Annotated in this window: 17 protein-coding genes; 11 read left to right on the top strand and 6 right to left on the bottom strand. The window is 71.1% G+C overall.

Features of this window, described 5'->3' with window-relative positions; translation table 11 throughout:
- Nucleotides 1-100 precede the first annotated feature (100 nt).
- The 3 genes from LHA35_RS09430 to LHA35_RS09420 form a co-directional block, all read right to left on the bottom strand.
- Entirely contained in the window at nt 101-1,162 is a 1,062-nt protein-coding gene (locus LHA35_RS09430; RefSeq protein ID WP_226607464.1) for a glycosyltransferase family 4 protein, read from the bottom strand.
- 271 nt (nt 1,163-1,433) lie between these two features.
- A complete protein-coding gene (locus LHA35_RS09425; RefSeq protein WP_226607462.1) occupies nt 1,434-3,362 on the bottom strand; it encodes a family 16 glycosylhydrolase in 1,929 nt (642 codons plus the stop codon).
- 570 nt (nt 3,363-3,932) lie between these two features.
- Nucleotides 3,933-4,907, bottom strand: coding sequence for a Bug family tripartite tricarboxylate transporter substrate binding protein (locus tag LHA35_RS09420; RefSeq protein WP_226607460.1), 975 nt, complete (start codon nt 4,905-4,907; stop codon nt 3,933-3,935).
- Between the two features lie 596 nt (nt 4,908-5,503).
- Between LHA35_RS09420 and LHA35_RS09415 the strand changes: the two genes are divergently transcribed.
- The 6 genes from LHA35_RS09415 (at nt 5,504) to LHA35_RS09390 (ending at nt 9,230) form a co-directional block, all read left to right on the top strand.
- Nucleotides 5,504-6,019, top strand: coding sequence for a prolyl-tRNA synthetase associated domain-containing protein (locus tag LHA35_RS09415; protein ID WP_226607458.1), 516 nt, complete (start codon nt 5,504-5,506; stop codon nt 6,017-6,019).
- 188 nt (nt 6,020-6,207) lie between these two features.
- Nucleotides 6,208-7,158 (top strand): thioredoxin family protein, encoded by a 951-nt coding sequence (locus LHA35_RS09410; protein WP_226607456.1) that lies wholly within the window; start codon nt 6,208-6,210, stop codon nt 7,156-7,158.
- 12 nt (nt 7,159-7,170) lie between these two features.
- A complete protein-coding gene (locus LHA35_RS09405; protein WP_226607454.1) occupies nt 7,171-7,848 on the top strand; it encodes an LON peptidase substrate-binding domain-containing protein in 678 nt (225 codons plus the stop codon).
- 119 nt (nt 7,849-7,967) lie between these two features.
- Nucleotides 7,968-8,192 carry a Trm112 family protein gene (locus tag LHA35_RS09400; RefSeq protein WP_226607452.1) on the top strand — a complete coding sequence of 75 codons (225 nt, stop codon included), beginning with the start codon at nt 7,968-7,970 and terminating at the stop codon, nt 8,190-8,192.
- A 187-nt stretch (nt 8,193-8,379) separates the two neighbouring features.
- Nucleotides 8,380-8,748, top strand: coding sequence for a gamma-butyrobetaine hydroxylase-like domain-containing protein (locus LHA35_RS09395; RefSeq protein ID WP_226607448.1), 369 nt, complete (start codon nt 8,380-8,382; stop codon nt 8,746-8,748).
- Nucleotides 8,749-8,759: 11 nt separating this feature from the next.
- The gene (locus LHA35_RS09390) at nt 8,760-9,230 is read left to right on the top strand and encodes a DUF2214 domain-containing protein (RefSeq protein ID WP_226607446.1); all 471 of its coding nucleotides are present in this window, start codon (nt 8,760-8,762) and stop codon (nt 9,228-9,230) included.
- Between the two features lie 208 nt (nt 9,231-9,438).
- On the opposite strand, the gene LHA35_RS09385 is transcribed toward LHA35_RS09390, so the two are convergent.
- The 3 genes from LHA35_RS09385 to LHA35_RS09375 all read right to left on the bottom strand — a co-directional run bounded on the left by LHA35_RS09385 (nt 9,439) and on the right by LHA35_RS09375 (nt 11,793).
- Nucleotides 9,439-9,831 carry a PRC-barrel domain-containing protein gene (locus LHA35_RS09385; RefSeq protein WP_226607444.1) on the bottom strand — a complete coding sequence of 131 codons (393 nt, stop codon included), beginning with the start codon at nt 9,829-9,831 and terminating at the stop codon, nt 9,439-9,441.
- Nucleotides 9,832-9,925: 94 nt separating this feature from the next.
- Nucleotides 9,926-10,276, bottom strand: coding sequence for a DUF6152 family protein (locus tag LHA35_RS09380; protein ID WP_226607441.1), 351 nt, complete (start codon nt 10,274-10,276; stop codon nt 9,926-9,928).
- A gap of 245 nt (nt 10,277-10,521) precedes the next feature.
- Entirely contained in the window at nt 10,522-11,793 is a 1,272-nt protein-coding gene (locus LHA35_RS09375; RefSeq protein ID WP_226607439.1) for an FAD-dependent monooxygenase, read from the bottom strand.
- A gap of 311 nt (nt 11,794-12,104) precedes the next feature.
- Between LHA35_RS09375 and LHA35_RS09370 the strand changes: the two genes are divergently transcribed.
- From LHA35_RS09370 to LHA35_RS09350, 5 genes are all read left to right on the top strand, one after another.
- Nucleotides 12,105-12,443: a P-II family nitrogen regulator gene (locus LHA35_RS09370; RefSeq protein ID WP_226607614.1), complete on the top strand. Its 339-nt coding sequence runs from the start codon at nt 12,105-12,107 to the stop codon at nt 12,441-12,443.
- 40 nt (nt 12,444-12,483) lie between these two features.
- A complete protein-coding gene (locus tag LHA35_RS09365; protein WP_274707769.1) occupies nt 12,484-13,818 on the top strand; it encodes an ammonium transporter in 1,335 nt (444 codons plus the stop codon).
- A gap of 110 nt (nt 13,819-13,928) precedes the next feature.
- The gene (locus LHA35_RS09360; protein WP_226607437.1) at nt 13,929-14,738 is read left to right on the top strand and encodes a TorF family putative porin; all 810 of its coding nucleotides are present in this window, start codon (nt 13,929-13,931) and stop codon (nt 14,736-14,738) included.
- A gap of 230 nt (nt 14,739-14,968) precedes the next feature.
- Complete coding sequence (locus LHA35_RS09355; protein ID WP_226607435.1) at nt 14,969-17,446, top strand: FtsK/SpoIIIE family DNA translocase; 2,478 nt, start codon at nt 14,969-14,971, stop codon at nt 17,444-17,446.
- Nucleotides 17,443-17,844: a hypothetical protein gene (locus LHA35_RS09350; protein WP_226607433.1), complete on the top strand. Its 402-nt coding sequence runs from the start codon at nt 17,443-17,445 to the stop codon at nt 17,842-17,844. Before LHA35_RS09355 ends, LHA35_RS09350 begins: the two co-directional genes overlap by 4 nt.
- Nucleotides 17,845-17,891 lie beyond the last annotated feature (47 nt).

Genomic DNA, 17,891 nt, shown 5'->3' with positions numbered 1-17,891 from the left:
GGCGCGAAGGCGGCATGGCCGGGAAAGGGCGCCGCCCTTCCCGGGTCCGAGCCCACCCGGCCTGGGCCTGGACCGGGCCGGTTGCGGCCGGGCGCGCGCCCTACTCCGCGGCGATCGCCTGCATGCGGGGATGCGCCGCGCGGACCAGCCGCTCATAGAGCGCGACATGATCCTCCGCCATGCGCCGCGCCGTGAAACGCGCCTCGAAGCGGCGGCGCACCACCTCCCGCGACAGCAGCGGCAGCCGGTCCACCGCGGCGACGGCCGCCTCCATCCCATCCACGATGAAGCCGGTCACGCCGTCCTCCATCACCTCCGACACCGAGCCATGGTTGAAGGCGATGACGGGCACGCCGCAGGCCATGGCCTCGATCATCACCAGCCCGAAGGGCTCCGGCCAGTCGATCGGGAAGAGCAGGGCATGCGCGCCCGACAGGAACTCCGCCTTCTGGTGGTCGGCGATCTCGCCGATATACTCGACATGCGGCAGCTTCAGCAGCGGCTCGATCCGCTGCTCGAAGTAGTCCCGGTCGGCCCGGTCCACCTTGGCCGCGATCTTCAGCTTCATGCCGGCGCGGCCGGCGATCTCGATGGCGCGGTCCACCCGCTTCTCCGGCGAGATGCGGCCGAGGAAGGCAAGGTAGCCGGGCTTCGCGCCCGCCACCGGGCGGAACAGGTTCTCCGGCAGGCCGTGATGGATGGTCCGCGCCCAGTTTGCCCAGGCCATCGGCCGGCGCTGGCTGTCCGAAATGGAGATCAGCGGCACCTGCGAGTGGAGTTCGTAATGGTCCCAGATCTCGGGCAGGTCCAGCCGGCCGTGCAGCGTCGTCACATGCGGCGTGGGCTGCCGGGTGAACAGCGAGAACGGCATGTAGTCGAGGTGGAAATGCAGGATGTCGAATTCATGCGCGCGCCGCAGCACCCGTTCCAGCATCAGGAAAACCGGTGCGTTGCCGTCGCCGATGCTCTTGTCCAGGCGCAGCGCCTGCCGGCACATCGGCGCCAGCGTCGCGGCGGTGATGGAATCGCCGCTGGCGAACAGCGTGACGTCATGGCCGAGCGCGACCAGCTCCTCCGTCAGGTAGGAAACAACGCGTTCCGTTCCACCATAGAGTTTGGGCGGCACGGCCTCAGCCAAGGGCGCGATCTGCGCGATCTTCATCGCTAATTCTCTCCTGTCCCGTGAATTTCGCCGCGTGAGCCGGACATGCTCCGGCGTCTTTTCCCGCACAGTTCAAGGCCAGGAATCCGACGAGAACATGGCGCCGCAGTGGTGATACGGCGGGAGGTATTGGTTGCTCACGGGCATGTTGGGACAACGGCAGCCGCAGCGGCGACGGTGCCATCCGGCCCGCAGGCGGGATGGCCGCGCGTGCCGGCGGCACGACCATGACAGCGCGCGTGATCCCGCCGCCGGAGCGTCGCGCCGGACCTCAATTCGCGAAGACGTAGTCCAGGGTGGAGAGCGGCGCCGTCGTGTTGACCACCACCACGGTGATCACGGGCGAGACATAGGCCCCGTCCACCACCTTGTAGTACTGGTAGGTCGGGTTGCTGGCCGAGGTGCCGGCATAGTCCAGCCGTGCGGCGGCCGAGAAGCCTTCGAAGCGCAGCAGGTCGTGCTCGCCGCCATCGGACAGATCGGCCCGGAAGTCGAGGATCATCGCGCTCTTGCCGATCTGGCCGGCGGTGAAGACGAAGGTGTCGTTCCCGGCATTGCCGTTCACGCGGGACAGGCCCGGGCCGAAGTAGAAGATGTCGTCGCCCTGGCCCAGGCTGCCATTGACCTGCGCCGATCCGCCGATGACCACGTCACCCAGCATGGTGCCGGTGAAGGTATGGACCAGGCTGGTGGCGAAGGCCGTGCTGTCCATGCGCAGCGCGATCATCGACTTGCTGAAATTGTAGGTGGCGCCGGTGCCATCCGCCTTCAGGGTATAGGTGCCGCCGAAGCCGGCGACGTCATCCGGGCCGAGGACCCAGGAGCCGAGCGTGGCCCCGCTGCCGGTCTGCCAGACCCGGACATAGTCGATCAGCATCCGGCCGGTCGGCATGCCGGGATCGTACTGGCCCGGCCAGCTTCCGGCATCGCCCACCGCGAGGTTCAGCAGCATGTACATCGGCTGCCGCATGTCGGAGGGCGTCGTCGCCTCGGAGATCAGGGTGCCGTCGAAGTACCAGCGGATCTTGTCGGCCTGCCAGTCCAGCCCGTAGGTGTGGAAGCCGGCCGAGACATCGGTGAAGACCGCGGTGCCGAGCGTCGATTTCGGGACGACCGTGCTGTGGAGCGAGGTATGGATCGTGCCCGTGTCATGGCCCAGCACCTCGAAGATGTCGATCTCGGGCGGCCAGGCGCCGGTCGTGGGCAGCAGCCAGAAGGCGGGCCAGAAGCCCTGGCCGGCCGGCAGCTGGGCCCGCACCTCGAAATAGCCGTATTGCTGGCCGAAGGACTTCGCGGTGGTGATGGCGCCCGAGTTGTAGGGCAGGTTCAGCGGGTTGCTGCCCGGCGCGGCGGTGATGGTCAGGATGCCGTCCTGCAGGCTGAAGGGGTTCACCCCGACCGAGGAGTCGGAATAGTACTGCGCCTCCTTGTTGCTGCTGAGCGTCCGCAGCTGGTCGTTGATCTTGTAGGTGGTCTTCCAGACGGTGCCGGACCCGGTGGCGGAGGCGCTGAAGCCGTCGAATTCCTCGTTGAAGGTCAGCCGCATCCCGGGCATGGAAGGATCGATTGGCAGCATGACATCGCCGGCCGTCAGGGCCGAGGCGGCGAGGTTGCGCAGCACCAGAACCTCGCCGTCACCGAGATTGACGATGGTGTCGCTGCCCGCCTGGGTCATGGCCGCCTGGAACGCGGCGAAGCTGTGGATGCCATAGGCCTCCAGCCGAAGCCGGTCGGTGTCGGGCGTGAAATCGGTGATGACATCGCTGCCTTCGCCCTTGCGGATGACGAAGAGGTCGGCCCCGGCGCCGCCCGTCAGCACATCGTTGCCGAAGCCGCCGCTCAGCGTCTGCGCGCCGCTGCCGCCGATGATGATGTTGTCGAGCTCGTTCCCGCGGGCGGCCGCGTTGTTCGACCGGACCTCCATGTTCTCCAGATGCGCGAACCAGACCGGGCGCAGGCTGTAGCTGACCAGCGTGTCGATCCCGCCGCCAGCCTCCTCGATGATCAGGCTGGAATTGGTCCAGAGCGTGTAGGTATCGTCCCCGGCGCCGCCGATCAGCGTGGAATTCGCGCCCGAGGCGGAGAGCGAATCCGGCCCCGCCGTGCCCAGGAGGAGGGCATTCGCGGTCGTGGACGAGAACCAGCGGGTGGGGCTGGCCGAGAAGGCCAGCGGCACCGAGAGCGCATTCATCACGGTCATGATTGCTCCGCAGTCCGGCTTCGTTCTGGTAAACGGCCTCTGCGGAAGAGGGCCGCCCTGGGCGCAACCCGATGTTGTGCCTGACACAACCATCGCGTTGCGTGGGTCGCGAACTCAACAACCTTCACGCGATTTTTGGCGCTACTTTTCCACCTTGATGCCATTGTGAAGAAAGAAAGGGAGAGCGCCGGATGGCTGCGACGGCATGTCGCGAGCCGAAGCCGGTCCACATCCTGCACGGCGTCACGCGCCGCGACCCCTGCAGGGCCGGCATGGCCTGCCTGGGCAGGCCGCCTCGCGCATCGTCGCTCCCCGCATGGGCAGAATGATGTGCGGTTCCAAGCCAGGCTCCGCCGGGGGCCGGGTCGGCACGGGCCCGGCGCTTTCCCGCCACGGCGGATTGCGTCCGGGGCCGAACGCAGATCCGCTGCCGGTTATTCCTTGTCGGGCCGGGTTCCGCTTCCGCGTGAGGGGGCCCCGTTCATGCCCATCCGCGATCCGCTCCAGGTCGGGCAAAGGCGCCCGGGGATGGGCCGCCCGCCCTGACCTGATCCCAGGTCGCGCGGCTGCTCAGTCCGGCTTGATGCCGGCCGCGCGGATGATCGGCTCCCACTTTGCCGTCTCGGCCTGCAGCCACTGCCCCGCGCTTTCCGGCGTGCTGTCGGCGCGCACCTGCAGGGCCAGCTCCTCCAGCCGCTTCTGCACATCGGGCTTGGCGAGCACGCCGTTGATGGCGGCGTTGATCGCGCGGATGATCGGCTCCGGCGTGCCGCGCGGCACCATCACCATGTGCCAGGTATAGGCCTCGTAGCCCGGCAGCCCGGCCTCGGCGAAGGTCGGCACCTCCGGCAGTTGCGGGATCCGCTGCTGCGAGCTGACGGCGAGACCCTTCACATCGCCGCGCTGGACATAGGGCAGGGTGTTGTTCGCCACGTCCAGCATCATCGCGGTGGTGCCGTTCAGCAGGTCCGGCATGGCGGCGGCGGAGCCGCGATAAGGCACGTGCGTGACCTTCAGGCCGCCGGCCTCCCGCAGGAACAGCTCGGCCGCGAGATGCAGGGCGGAGCCGTTGCCGGCGCTGCCGTAGTCGTACTTGCCCGGATTGGCGCGGTAGAGCGCGATCAGCTCCTGCAGGTTCTTCACCGGCAGGTCCTTGTTGGCCATCAGCACCATGGGAATCACACCAACCAGCGCGACCGGCTCCAGATCGGCCAGCGGGTCGAAGGGCAGCCGGGCGAAGAGGGCGCGCAGCGCGGAATGCGCGACGGTGGTGTAGAGGACGGTGTGGCCGTCCTTGGCGGCCTTCGCCACCAGATCGGTGCCGACCACCACGCCGGCGCCGGTGCGGTTGTCCACCACCGGCCGCTGCGGCAGCACCTTCCCCAGCTCCTCCGCCAGCAGCCGCGCGGGGATGTCGGTGGGGCCGCCGGCGGCGAAAGGCACGACGATGCGGAACGGCTGGGTCGGCCAGGCCGCATTCCCCTGGGCGAAGGCGGGCGAGGCGAGGCTGGCGGCGGCAAGGCCGAGAAGGGCGCGGCGGCGCATGGCTCTGGTCTCCGGCGGAACTTGGTTCTGGCGCCGGGTTGCGGCCCGGCGCGCGGGGCTGGGGCTGTAGGCCCGCTTCCTTCCGGCGTCGAGGCACGGCGCGGGCGGCTGCCGGCCGCCAGCTCCGCGCCGGCCGCATGACCCCGGGCGGCGGCGGGCGGGCCGAGGGCATGACGCCGTGTCACGGCAATGGTTCCTGGGCGCCGCGATGGCCCGTGGTGTCGCCACGCCTGCGATGCATGGCAACAAGGCCGCCGGCTCCGCCTCCGCCCTCTCCGCGCCGGCATCTCCGCATGGGGGCGATGCGCGATCGCGTGCGGCGGGCCATCCGGCCTGCCCTCCTCCTATCCTGTTCCGCATGAATGCCAGCGCATTTGCGCGGCCTCAGGTGCCGCCTCCGACGGCTTGGCTGCGCGGCATGGGCCGCGGGACGTCTTCGCGGCCTCAGCCGCCGATTGCGGCTGCGGGTCAGGACCTATGCCGGGCAACATGATCCAGGCCAGCCGACCGCCCGGCCGCTTCATCCTTGCCCGGGACGGCTTGCGCGCGCGGCGGCCAGGGGCAAGACAGCCACCCCCGCCAACGGAATGCCCCGCATGCCCGAATCCCCGGAAGGCCTCCTCGCCCGGCTCGAGGCGCTTGGCCTCGAGACGCGCACCACCACCCATCCGCCGGTCTTCACCGTGGCGGAGAGCCGCGCGCTGCGCGGCAGCCTCCCCGGCGGGCACAGCAAGAACCTGTTCCTGCGGCCGGCGAAGCGCGGGCCGGGGCCGCATCTGCTGGCGGTGCTGGAGGAGGACCGGCAGGTCTCGGTCAATGCCCTCGCCCGCGCCGCCGGGGCCGGCCGGGTGGAGATGGCGCCGGCCGAGGACCTGCGCGCGCTGCTGGGGGTGGAGCCGGGCTCGGTCACGCCCTTCGGCATGGTCAACGCGCCGCCCGGTTCGGTGCGCATCGTGCTGGATGCCGGGCTGCTGCGGGACCACGGCTGGGTCCATTTCCACCCGCTGGTCAACAGCATGACCACGGCCATCCGGCCGGCCGGGCTGCTGCGTTTCCTGGAGAGCCTGGGCCATGCGCCGGAACTGCTGGAGGTCCCGCCGCCGGCCGGCTGACCGCGCGCCGCCCATGCCGCGGCGGCCGCACCGGGCCCCCGGGCGTTTCCGGCCCGCGGGCTCTGGCCTAGTCTCTGCCCGATCCGGCCAGGCGGTGCGGGCCGTGCCCGGCCGCCGGATGGCCGATGCCCCATTGTCCCCGCGCGATGTGGGGGCATGTAAGACCCAAGACCCGAGGAACTGCCGCCATGGACGTCATCTTCGACCCGAACCGCCAGGGGCCTGGCCCCGCCGCCGCGGCCGGCGGCCCCGATCCGATCAAGGACGGCGACCAGAAGACCTTCATGCAGGATGTGGTGAACGCCTCGCGCGAGGTGCCCGTCCTGGTCGATTTCTGGGCCACCTGGTGCGGTCCCTGCAAGACGCTGACGCCCACGCTGGAGAAGGTGGTGCGCGCCGCCGGCGGCCGGGTGCGCCTGGTCAAGATCGACATCGACAAGAACCGCGGCCTGGTGCAGCAGCTCACCCAGATGGGCCTGCCGCTGCAGAGCGTGCCGACGGTCGTCGCCTTCTGGCAGGGCCAGATCCTCGACCTTTTCCAGGGCGCCCTGCCCGAGGGCGAGGTGAAGAAATTCATCGAGGGCCTGCTGAAGGCGGCTGGCGGCCAGATGCCGACCGCCGACCTGCTGGCCGAGGCCAAGCAGGCGCTCGAGGAAGGCGACCACCAGGACGCGCTGCAGCTCTTCGGCGCCCTCGCCCAGCAGGAGCCGGAGAACCCGGAGGCCTTCGCCGGCGTCGCCCGCTGCCTCATGGCGCTGGGCCAGGAGGACCAGGCGCTGCAGGTGCTCTCCGCCGTGCCGGCGAAGCTCAAGGACCATGCCGAGATCGCCTCGGTCCGCTCCGCGCTGGAACTGGCGGCCGAGGGCCGCAAGGCCCGCGCCAAGCTGGCGGAGTTCGAGCAGCGCCTGGCCGCCGACCCGGATGACCATCAGGCGCGGATCGACCTGGCGGTCGCGCTGAACGCCGCCGGCGACCGGGAGGCGGCGGTGGATGCGCTGCTGGAGGCGATCCGTCGCGACCGCGCCTGGAACGACGAGGCGGCGCGCAAGCAGCTGCTGAAATTCTTCGAGGCCTGGGGCTTCGAGGACGCGGCGGCGAAGGCGGGGCGGCGCAAGCTGTCCTCGCTGCTGTTCCGGTAGGTCCCCGGCACGGTGGCCGCCTTCCACCCCACCCTGGATCAGCTGCCGCCGGAGATCGCGGTCTTCCCGCTCTCCGGCGCCCTGCTCCTCCCCGGCGGCCGCCTGCCGCTGAACATCTTCGAGCCGCGCTACCTCGCGATGACGCTCGACAGCCTGGGCGCCGGGCGGATGTTCGGCATGATCCAGCCCGAGCCGGGGGCGCCGCGCGGCGAGACCGGCCCGGGGCTCTACCGCATCGGCTGCCTCGGCCGCCTCTCCTCCTTCGCCGAGACGGAGGATGGGCGGCTGCTGATCACGCTCACCGGCGTGATCCGGTTCCGGGTGGCGGAGGAACTCCCGATGCGCCGCGGCTATCGGCGCGTGCGGGCCGATTATGCCGGCTTCGAGGCGGATCTCGATCCCTCCGGGACGCCGGCCGGGATCGACAGGCCGGCGCTGCTCGGCGCGCTCAGGCCCTTCTTCAAGGCGCGTGGGATCGAGGCGAATTGGGAGGCGATCGAGCAGACCTCCGACCAGCTGCTGGTCCTGACGCTGGCCATGGTCTGCCCCTTCGAGGTGCGGGAGAAGCAGGCGCTGCTGGAGGCGGCGACGCCCGAGGCGCGGGCGGCCATGCTGGTGGCGCTGCTGCAGATGGGCGCGCATCCCGAGCCGGGCGCGGGCGACCTGCCGCCCGACCGCCGGCCGAGCTAGGGCGGATCGCGGAAGGGATCCGGCGGGGCGGGCCTGCGGCGCCGGCCGTCGCGCCTGCTGTCGTCCCGAACCCGGCGAAGGCCTGTGCCCGCGCGGCAGACAGGCTACACTGGCGCATCATGAGCGACACCCAAGCCACTCCCCCGTCCGGCCCGGGGCCTGCCCCCGGCGGCGAGGTCGATCCCGCCCTCCTGGAAATCCTGGTCTGCCCGGTCACCAAGGGCCCGCTGCGCTACGACCGGGCGCGCGGCGAGCTGATCAGCGACTCCGCGCGGCTGGCCTATCCGATCCGGGACGGCATCCCGATCATGCTGCCGGACGAGGCGCGGCCGCTCGACGGCTGATACGTGCCGCGGAAAGTTCTGACTTTCCGCGGCACGTATCGCGCGCAGGGTTGGTGTGGCGGCTGCGCGCGAAACAAGAGAGTCATACCGGCCGCACGACCGCCGACCATGGGCCAAGCATTCGTGCGGCCGGTATGAGGCCGGCCCCCGACCCCGCCGCGCCGCCAGCACCGGGACGCCAGCGACCATGCCCACACCCACCGAAATCCGGCTGAAGCGCGCCGAGCGCGTGCTGGAGGTTGCCTTCGACGACGGCAGCCGCTTCGCCCTGCCGGCCGAATACCTGCGGGTCGAGAGTCCCTCGGCTGAGGTGCAGGGGCATGGGCCGGGCCAGAAGGTGATCCTCGCCGGGCGGCGGGAGGTCGGCATCCTGCGCGCCGAGCCGGTCGGGCACTACGCCATCCGCATCGTCTTCGACGACCTGCATGACAGCGGGATCTATTCCTGGACCTATCTGCATGCGCTGGGCCGGGAGCAGGCGGAGCGATGGGCGGAGTATGAGCGCGCGCTCGCGGCGAAGGGGCTGAGCCGGGACCCGCCGAAGCGGAAGGGCTGAGGCGCCGCGCCGTGCTGGAGGCGGCGCTCGGCGCGCTGGAGGCGCTTGGCCTCGCCTCCCGCCTGGCGCGCTCGGCGCCGCTCTATGCCGCGGCCTCGGCCGCGCATGTGCTCGGCCTTGCCCTGCTGCTCGGCCCCATCCTGTTGGTGGATCTGCACCTCATCGGCGCGCTGCGCCGGCTGGACGCGGCGGGGCTGCGCTTCCTGCGGCGGGCGGCGGCCTTTGGGCTCGCCCTGGCCATGGCGACGGGACTGCTGCTCTTCGCCGTGCGGCCCTTCGAGTATGTCGAGAATCCGGCGATGCGGCTGAAGCTGCTGGTGGTGGCGCTGGCCAGCCTGCATGCGCTGGTCTTCGAATGGCGCTGGCGGCGGAACCCGGCGGCGCTGCGGCCGGGCCGCGGGGCGACGCGCCTGGCGGGCCTCGCCTCCCTGCTGCTCTGGCTCGGTGCGCTCGCCCTCGGCCGCTGGATTGCCTTTGTGTGACCGGGCGGATCGCGGCGGGGCGCGATACCTGGCGCATGGCGTCCCGACCTGCGGCCCGCGGCCGATGCCGCGAAGCCGAGACCCGGAGGGCCGCTGCGCGACCCGCCCTGCCGCGGATTGCGTTCAAGGTTGAACGGCAATCCGTGTTGTCTTCCGTATTTCGGGCAGGGTCACGCGCCCGGTCCTTCGCCACCTCCGGCGATCTGACCTAATCGTTCCACTGCGGCAGCGCCTCGACCTGTGCCCTGGTCAGGCTGGTGACGAAGCGCTGGCCATCGAGCCGCAGCTGGTCGAGCGTGAGGATGACCTCCCGCGCGCCGATCCCGAGGAAGCCGCCGGCCTCGACCGTGACCGCAACCGGCTGCCCGGCGGCGTTCATCAGCACCTCGTCGATCTCGCCGATCTTCTCTCCCCCGCCGGCATGGACATCCATGTCGTCGATCTGGTCGACGGTGAGGTTGAAGGGCTGCACGACAAGCTTCTCGTCCTTGACCTCCCGGTAGTCCGGGGCGGCGCCGGGGGCAGCGGCCTGCTGCGCGGCCGCGATGCCCGCCATGCTGAGCGCGGCGGCGGCGCCGAGAAGGAATTGCCGGAGCATCATGCCTTGTTCCTTTCACCTCCTGAGACAGGGGGGATGAACATCCGGCGTCCCGCTGGCGTTCCCGAGGGCCGCGCCGCCGCGGGCGGCATGGTGCTCAGCGCAACTCGATCCGGCGGCCCTCCACCTCGATCCACTCGGCGCGGAAGAGCCGCGGGTTGCCGGTGCTCTCATAGGCATGCACGCGTACGACCCTGCCGGGCGCGATGTCCTCCGGCGCGAGGCCGCGCGCCTGCAGCCGGGAGGTGGGGGCGAGCTCGATGGTCAGCTCCACCCCGTCCCGTGCCAGCAGCAGCAGGCCATGCGGGTTGGCATAGGTGGAACGGATCACCGGCGCGGTCAGGTCCAGCACCTTCTCCCGGTCGAAGGAACTCCAGCCGTGATGGGCGAGGGCGGCGGGGGCGATGGCCAGGAACAAGATGCCGGCAAGGGCGAAGCGGCGGGTCATGGCGCGATCCTCCGATAGGGCTGGCGGGCAGATGGGAACCCAGCGCCGGTTTGCGGAGGGCGCCGGGACCAGGATGCGCGCCGGGCGCGGAGCCGGCCCCGCCGAACCCCGCGTGAGCGGATGCGGCGGCCCCGGGTTTCCGGAACCGCGGCCGATCCGCCCTGCGCCATGGCGGAGCGGGCGGGGCCCCGCTTCCGGGCCCTCATGCCCTTTCGCGTGCCGCTCCCGCCCGGCCGCCCTTGGCCTCAGCCGGCCCGCTGCAGCCTCTGCCCCGCCAGCAGTCCCGTCATCCCGGGCCCGAGGCCCATGGCCTGCCGGGCGAAGGCCCGCTTCAGCGGCGGGATGCGATCCACCGCCGCGATGCCGAGCCGCCGCGCCCAGCGCACCGGCGCGATGTCGTTGCCGAAGAGCCGCTCCAGCGCATGCATGCCGGAGAGCATCAGCAGCGTGTCCGGCCGCCGCCGCGCCTGGTAGCGCGCCAGCACCGGGGCGGCGCCCGGATCCTCCCCGGCATTCCAGGCGGCGACCACCTCCTCGGCCAGCGCCGCCACGTCGCGGAAGCCGAGATTGAGGCCCTGGCCCGCGATCGGATGGACGCCATGCGCCGCATCGCCGATGAGGGCGAGGCGGGTATCCGTCCAGCGCTCCACATGCAGGGCCGAGAGCGGATAGGACCAGCGCCGCCCGATCGGCCGGATCTTTCCGAGGTGGTCGCCCAGCCGCCGCGCCAGTTCGTGGCCGAAGGCCGCGTCGTCCAGCACCAGCATGCGTTTCGCGATCGCCGTCCGGTCCGCCCAGACGAAGGCCGAGGCATGCGGGAAGGCGGCGGTACCGAAGCCGCCCGGCCCGGAGAGCGGCAACTGGGCGAAGGGGCCGTTCGGCAAGAACTGCTCAAGCGCGATGTTGCGGTGCGGCTTCTCATGCGCGAAGGCGCCGACCATGCCGATCTGGCGGTAGTCCAGCACGGCGGTGCGGATGCCGGCCTGCCGGCGCAGCGGGCTGTTGCGCCCCTCGGCCGCCACCACCAGCCGTGCCGTCAGCACCTCTCCGGTCGAGAGGCGCACGGTCGCCCCTTCCGGCCGGCGCTCCACCGTGGCGGTGGCCGGGGCGAAGACGCGGAGGTTGGGCGTGACCGGCAGGCGGGCATTCAGCGCGACCCGCAGGCTGCGCGCCTCCACCATATAGCCGAAGGGCTCGTCCGAGACCTCCGCCGCATGGAATTGCAGGGAGAGGGGGGAGGCGGGCTCGCCCGGCCGGCCATCCGCGACGCGGATGGCCTCCATCGGGCAGGGCGGCTCCGGCAGCCTCTCCCACACCCCGGCCGCGTCGAGCAGCCGCTTGGAGGTGAGGGCGATGGCATAGGCCCGCCCGTCGAAATCCTGCAGCTCCATCGGCGGCAGGGGCGCGGCGTCCACCACGGCGGTCGGCAGGCCGGCGGCGGCGAGGGTGGCGGCCAGGGTCGCGCCCACCGGGCCGGCGCCCAGGATGCAGACCGCGACCTCGGATGCATGGGTCATGTCGGGTTCCTCACATCCCGCTTGGGGGCGGTCAAGCCGGGCGGTCGCGGCCTCCTGCTCGGCGTCTGCCTGGAAAATGGGCAAATGATGGCCGAAACGGCAGTCATATCCGGTTCCGCAATGAAGCGTCTTGCTCCCGGCATCCCCGGCCGGGGCATCGCCCCGCACCGGCAGCGAGCGGGCCATGGCGGCGATTCACCTCTGCTGCACGCCCGGTCAGGCGGGTCACCCGCCCCGTCGCCCCGCCGGGGCGGAGGGTGGCACGGGAATTGGAAGGTCCGATGCCGGATGTGCAGGAGGACTGCGGGCAGATGAAGCTGGTCATGGCATTCATCAAGCCCTTCAAGCTGGACGAGGTGCGCGATGCGCTCACCCCGCTCGGCGTGCAGGGGCTGACGGTGACCGAGGTGAAGGGCTTCGGTCGCCAGAAGGGGCAGACGGAGATCTACCGGGGCGCCGAGTACCAGGTGAGCTTCCTGCCGAAGATCAAGATCGAGGTCGTCGTGCCGGACGAACTGGTCGATGCGGTGCTCGAGGCGATGGCCAGGTCCGCCCGCACCGACAAGATCGGCGACGGCAAGATCTTCGTGCTGGACGTGGAGCGGGCGCTCCGCATCCGCACCGGCGAGACCGATGTGGCCGCGCTTTGACATGGCCGCGGACAGTTCCGGAAGGACAGGGGACAGCAAGATGAGGAAGCCCGCACGCGTGCTGGCCGTGGCGGCCGTGGCGCTGCTCGCCGCACTGCCCGCCATGGCGCAGGATGACGGCCCGAAGATCGATACCGGCGACACCGCCTGGATGCTCACCTCCACCGCCCTGGTGCTGATGATGACCATCCCGGGCCTCGCGCTCTTCTATGCCGGGATGGTCCGCAAGAAGAACGTGCTCTCCACCATGATGCAGAGCTTCACCATCACCGCGCTGGTGACGGTGTGCTGGATGCTGGTCGGCTACAGCCTCGCCTTCGGCGAGGGCAATGCCTGGATCGGCGACCTGTCGAAGCTGTTCATGAGCAACCTGGCGGAGAGCTGGGACAAGCCCTTCACCCTGGGCAGCGGCGATGCGGCGGTGGCGATGACCATCCCCGAGACCGTCTTCGCCATGTTCCAGATGACCTTCGCGATCATCACCCCGGCCCTCATCACCGGCGCCTTCGCCGACCGGATGAAGTTCAGCGCGCTGGTGGTGTTCAACATCCTCTGGACCATCCTGATCTACGCCCCCGTGGCGCATTGGGTCTGGCATCCGAATGGCTGGATCTTCGCCCTCGGCGCGCTCGACTTCGCGGGCGGCACGGTGGTGCACATCAATGCCGGCGTCGCCGGCCTGGTCGCCGCCATCGTCCTCGGCAAGCGCGTGGGCTACGGCAACGACAACATGTCGCCCTACAACCTGGCGCTGGCGGTGATCGGCGCGGCCCTGCTCTGGGTCGGCTGGTTCGGCTTCAACGCGGGCTCCGCGGTCGGCGCCGGCGCGCGCGCGGGCATGGCCATGCTGGTCACGCAGGTGGCGGCCGGCGGCGCGACCCTCGCCTGGCTGTTCGCGGAGTGGGCGACGAAAGGCAAGCCAAGCGTCCTCGGCGCCATCTCCGGCGCGGTGGCCGGCCTCGTCGCCATCACCCCGGCCGCCGGCTTCGTCCTGCCGGTGCCGGCGCTGATCATCGGCCTGGTCGCGGGCCTCGCCGGCTTCTGGGGCGCCACCGCGCTCAAGCATCTCTGCGGCTATGACGACAGCCTGGATGCCTTCGGCGTGCACGGCGTCTGCGGCATCGTCGGCTCCCTGCTGGTCGGCGTCTTCGCCTATGGCCCGCTCTCGGCCAGCGCGGGCACGCCCGAGGGCTATGGCGGCAGCTTCGACCAGTTCATGCTGCAGGTCTATGCGACCGCCGCGGTCTTCGCCTTCACCGCGATCGGTACCTTCATCCTCCTCAAGATCACCGATGTGATCGTCGGCCTGCGCGTGGCCGAGGACGAGGAGCGCGAGGGGCTCGACGTCACCCAGCATGGCGAGCGCCTGGCCTGAGCCAGGGGAGGGAGGGGCCGAGGCCCCTCCCTTTTTTTGGCCGGACCGAAGGTTGCCTCACAAGAACGTACAAGCGGCGGTTACAGATCTCGCAAGGGAACCACTCAGAGATGCCACATTCGTCCGGGCTGCTGGCGCGGCCCGCTGCCCTCCTCCGCGGCGCTCTCCTGGCAGCCGCCGCCTTCGTCCTGCCGGCCCTGCCGGCCGCGGCGCAGCAGCAGATCGAGTCGCTCGGCCTGACCGTCACCACCACGCCCGCGATCGCCAGCGACTACCTCTTCCGCGGCATCAGCCAGACCCGCAACAACTGGGCCTTCCAGGGCACGCTCGACGTCCAGCATGACAGCGGCGTCTATGTCGGCGCCTTCCTGACCAATGCGAAATTCCTGGCCAGCCCCTGGAACGACACCCGGCAGGAGTTGGACCTGCTGGCCGGCTACCGCTTCGAACTGGGCGGCATCAGCTTCGATCTGGGCTATATCGCCTATCTGTATCCGGGGCAGGACAAGGCGCCGGGCGGCCAGTTGAACGAGTATCATGAGTTCGCCATCAAGGCGACCTACACCATCGATCCGGTGAAGCTGCTGGCGGCCTACAACTACTCGCCGAATTTCTTCGGCCGCTCGGGCGATGGACATTATGTCGAGGGTGGCGTGGACGTCACCCTGCCGCTGGAACTGACCGCCTCCGGCCGCCTCGGCTACCAGTGGATCGAGAGGAACCCGGCCTTCGGCACGCCGGACTATCTTTGGTACTCGATCGGCCTGTCGCGCGAGATCATCGCCGGCATCACCGGCACGGTCGCCTGGTACGGCACCAATATCGACAAGAAGGACTGCGCCCCGGTGGCAGAGCGCGCCGAGGGCGGCCAGCGCATCTGCGAGGGCCGGGTGCTGTTCACCCTGAGCAAGATCTTCTGATCACCCGGATCAGGGGAGAGAGGGGGGGGCGCCGGCCACCGGGCCGGCGCCCTTTTTCAGGCGCCCCGCCAGCCTGCCGGCGGGGCGATGCGGCCCCGCCCGCCGGCCGGGGCGGCCGGCAGCCGACACAGGGGGGCATTCGATACGCTCCCGCGTCACAGGACTTCTTTCTTCGCCAGGGCGTTGCAGGTTATTCTTGCGGCTGAATTCCAGCCGGATCCCCGCCGCGCATGCCCGCGACCCGTGCCTCCGTCACCAGCGCCCCGCTCGCCGGGGTCCGCCGCTTCGCCTCGCCCGCCGTCAAGGCGGCCATTCGCCGCCGCCTGTTCGAGATGCTCGGCCTGCTCTGCGGGCTCTCCGGACTCGCCCTCCTCGTGGCGCTGGCCAGCTACGACCCGGCCGACCCCTCCCTCTCCACCGCCACCACCCGGGCGCCGGCCAATCTGGTCGGGCCGGCCGGCGCCATGGTGGCGGATGTGATGCTGCAGGGCTTCGGCTGGGCCGGCGCGCTGCCGGGCCTCGCCCTGCTCGCCTGGGCCTGGCGGCTGGCGACGCATCGCGGCCTCAGCCTGTTTCCCGCCCGGCTGGCGGCGCTGCTCGCCGCCCTGCCGATGGGCGGGGCCGCGCTGACGCTGGTGCCGCTGCCGGCCGGGCTGCCGGCCTCGGCCGGCGCGGGCGGCGCCATCGGCGCCGTCACCGCCCATGCGCTGCATGACACGGCCGGCGCCCTGCTCGGGCCCTTCGGGGATCTGGTCTCCGGCATCGTGCTCGCCGGCGTCGCCGTGCTGCTGACGATCGCGGCGCTCGGCCTCTCGCCGGCCGAATGGCTGCGACTCGGCCGGGCCGCCCGGGCCTCGGCCGGGGGTGTCGCGCGGGCCGGCGGCGCCGGGGCGCGCGGCGCGGCCGGGCTGCTCGGCCGCGCCGCCAGGCCGCTGCGCAGCCTGTTCCGCTTCCGCCGCCGGGTTTCCGCCGAGCCGGGGGCCGATCTGGCCGCCGTGCTGCGCGCGGCCGATGCCGCCGCCGAGGAGCGCCGCCGCCCGCGCACCGAGCCGCAGCTGGAGGCATCCTCCGCCGAGGCGCCGGACGAGCGCCCGGCCCCGAAGCCGGCCCGCATCGCGCCGCCGAGCCCCCCGGCGAAGCCCGCGAAGGCGGCGCGGCAGGAGGTGCTGCCGCTGCCCGGCGAGGATCCCTGGCGGCTGCCGCCGCTCGACCTGCTGCAGGAGCCGCCGGCGAAGCGCGTGGGACGGCCGAGCGAGGAGGCGCTGCAGGCCAATGCCCGCCTGCTGGAGCAGGTGCTGGAGGATTACGGCGTGCGCGGCCGCATCGCCGCCATCAACCCCGGCCCGGTGGTCACGCTCTATGAGCTCGAGCCCGCGCCCGGCACCAAGTCGGCCCGCGTCATCGGCCTCGCCGACGACATCGCGCGGAACATGCACGTCACCGCGGTGCGCATCGCCACCGTCCCCGGCCGCAACGTCATCGGCATCGAGCTGCCGAACGCCAAGCGGGAGACGGTCTATTTCTCCGAGATGATGTCCTCGGAGGACTGGGTGCGGCATCCCGGCCGGCTGCCGCTGGCGCTGGGCAAGGATATCGGTGGCAATGCGGTCATCGCCGACCTCGCCCGCATGCCGCACCTGCTGATCGCGGGCACCACCGGCTCGGGCAAGTCGGTCGCCATCAACACCATGATCCTCAGCCTTCTCTGGCGCTTCAGCCCGGAGGAGTGCCGCTTCATCATGATCGACCCGAAGATGCTGGAGCTCTCGGTCTATGACCGCATCCCGCATCTGCTGGCCCCGGTGGTGACCGAGCCGCCCAAGGCGATCGGCGCGCTGAAATGGACGGTGCGGGAGATGGAGCGGCGCTACCGCGCCATGTCCCAGCTCGGCGTCCGCAATATCGGTGGCTACAACGAGAAGGTGCAGGAAAGCCGCCGGCGCGGCGAGGTGCTGACCCGCAAGGTGCAGACCGGCTTCGACCCGGAAACCGGCAAGCCGGTCTTCGAGGAGCAGCCGCTCGCCCTCGCCCCGCTGCCGATGATCGTCGTCGTCATCGACGAGATGGCGGACCTGATGATCGTGGCGGGCAAGGAGATCGAGGCCGCGGTGCAGCGGCTCGCGCAGATGGCGCGCGCCGCCGGCATCCATGTGATCATGGCGACGCAGCGGCCCTCGGTGGACGTCATCACCGGCACCATCAAGGCCAATTTCCCGACCCGCATCTCCTTCCAGGTCACCTCCAAGATCGACAGCCGGACGATCCTGGGCGAGATGGGCGCCGAGCAACTGCTGGGCCAGGGCGACATGCTGCACATGGCCGGCGGCGGCCGCGTGGCGCGCGTCCATGGTCCCTTCGTCTCGGATTCCGAGGTGGAGCGGGTGGTGGAGTTCCTGCGCGAGCAGGGCGAGCCCGCCTATATCGAGGAGGTCACCGAGACCGAGGACGAGGAGGGCGGCGGCGAGGGCCTGTCCATGTCCGGCATCGCCGGGGCCTCCGATTCGGAGAAGTCGCTCTTCGACCAGGCGGTTGATCTCGTCAGCCGGGAGGGCAAGGCCTCCACCAGCTTCATCCAGCGCCACCTCAATATCGGCTACAACCGCGCCGCCAAGCTGATCGAGCAGATGGAGAAGGAAGGCGTGGTCGGCCCGGCCAACCATGTCGGCAAGCGCGAGGTGCTGGCGCGGCGGTCCTCGGAGGAGGATTGAACCGGGCGGCCCCGGGCAGGGCGCGGCGCGGTGGCCAGGGGCGCGGCCCCTGCGCCGCCCTGCTGCTCGGCCTCGCCACCCTGCCCGCCGCGGCGCAGGACCGCCCGGCCCTGATCCCCCTGCGCGATGTCGGCGTGACCTATCGCGTCACCGCCGGCCAGGCGGCGGGGCAGGAGCTGCGCATGGCCTGGCTGTCGGCCGAGCGGAAGCTGCGCGTGGACATGCCGGGCGGCGCCGGCTGGTCGGTGGTGGATCAGCGCAGCCAGCGCGTGCTGATGGTGCTGGACCAGCCGCGGCTGGTGCTGGAACTGCCGGCGCAGGGCGGGAGACCATCGCCGGCCAGCCCTGCACGCTCTGGCGTTATGAGGACGGGCCGAACCGGGGCGAGGCCTGCCTGACCACGGATGGCGTCATGCTGCGCAGCCGCGGCGGCCAGGAGGAGCGC

The organism is Roseicella aerolata (genome assembly GCF_020523605.1).
Classification (GTDB): domain Bacteria; phylum Pseudomonadota; class Alphaproteobacteria; order Acetobacterales; family Acetobacteraceae; genus Paracraurococcus; species Paracraurococcus aerolatus.
The sequence above is the reverse complement of the archived record's forward strand: the minus strand, read 5'-3'. Positions and strand labels throughout refer to the sequence as shown.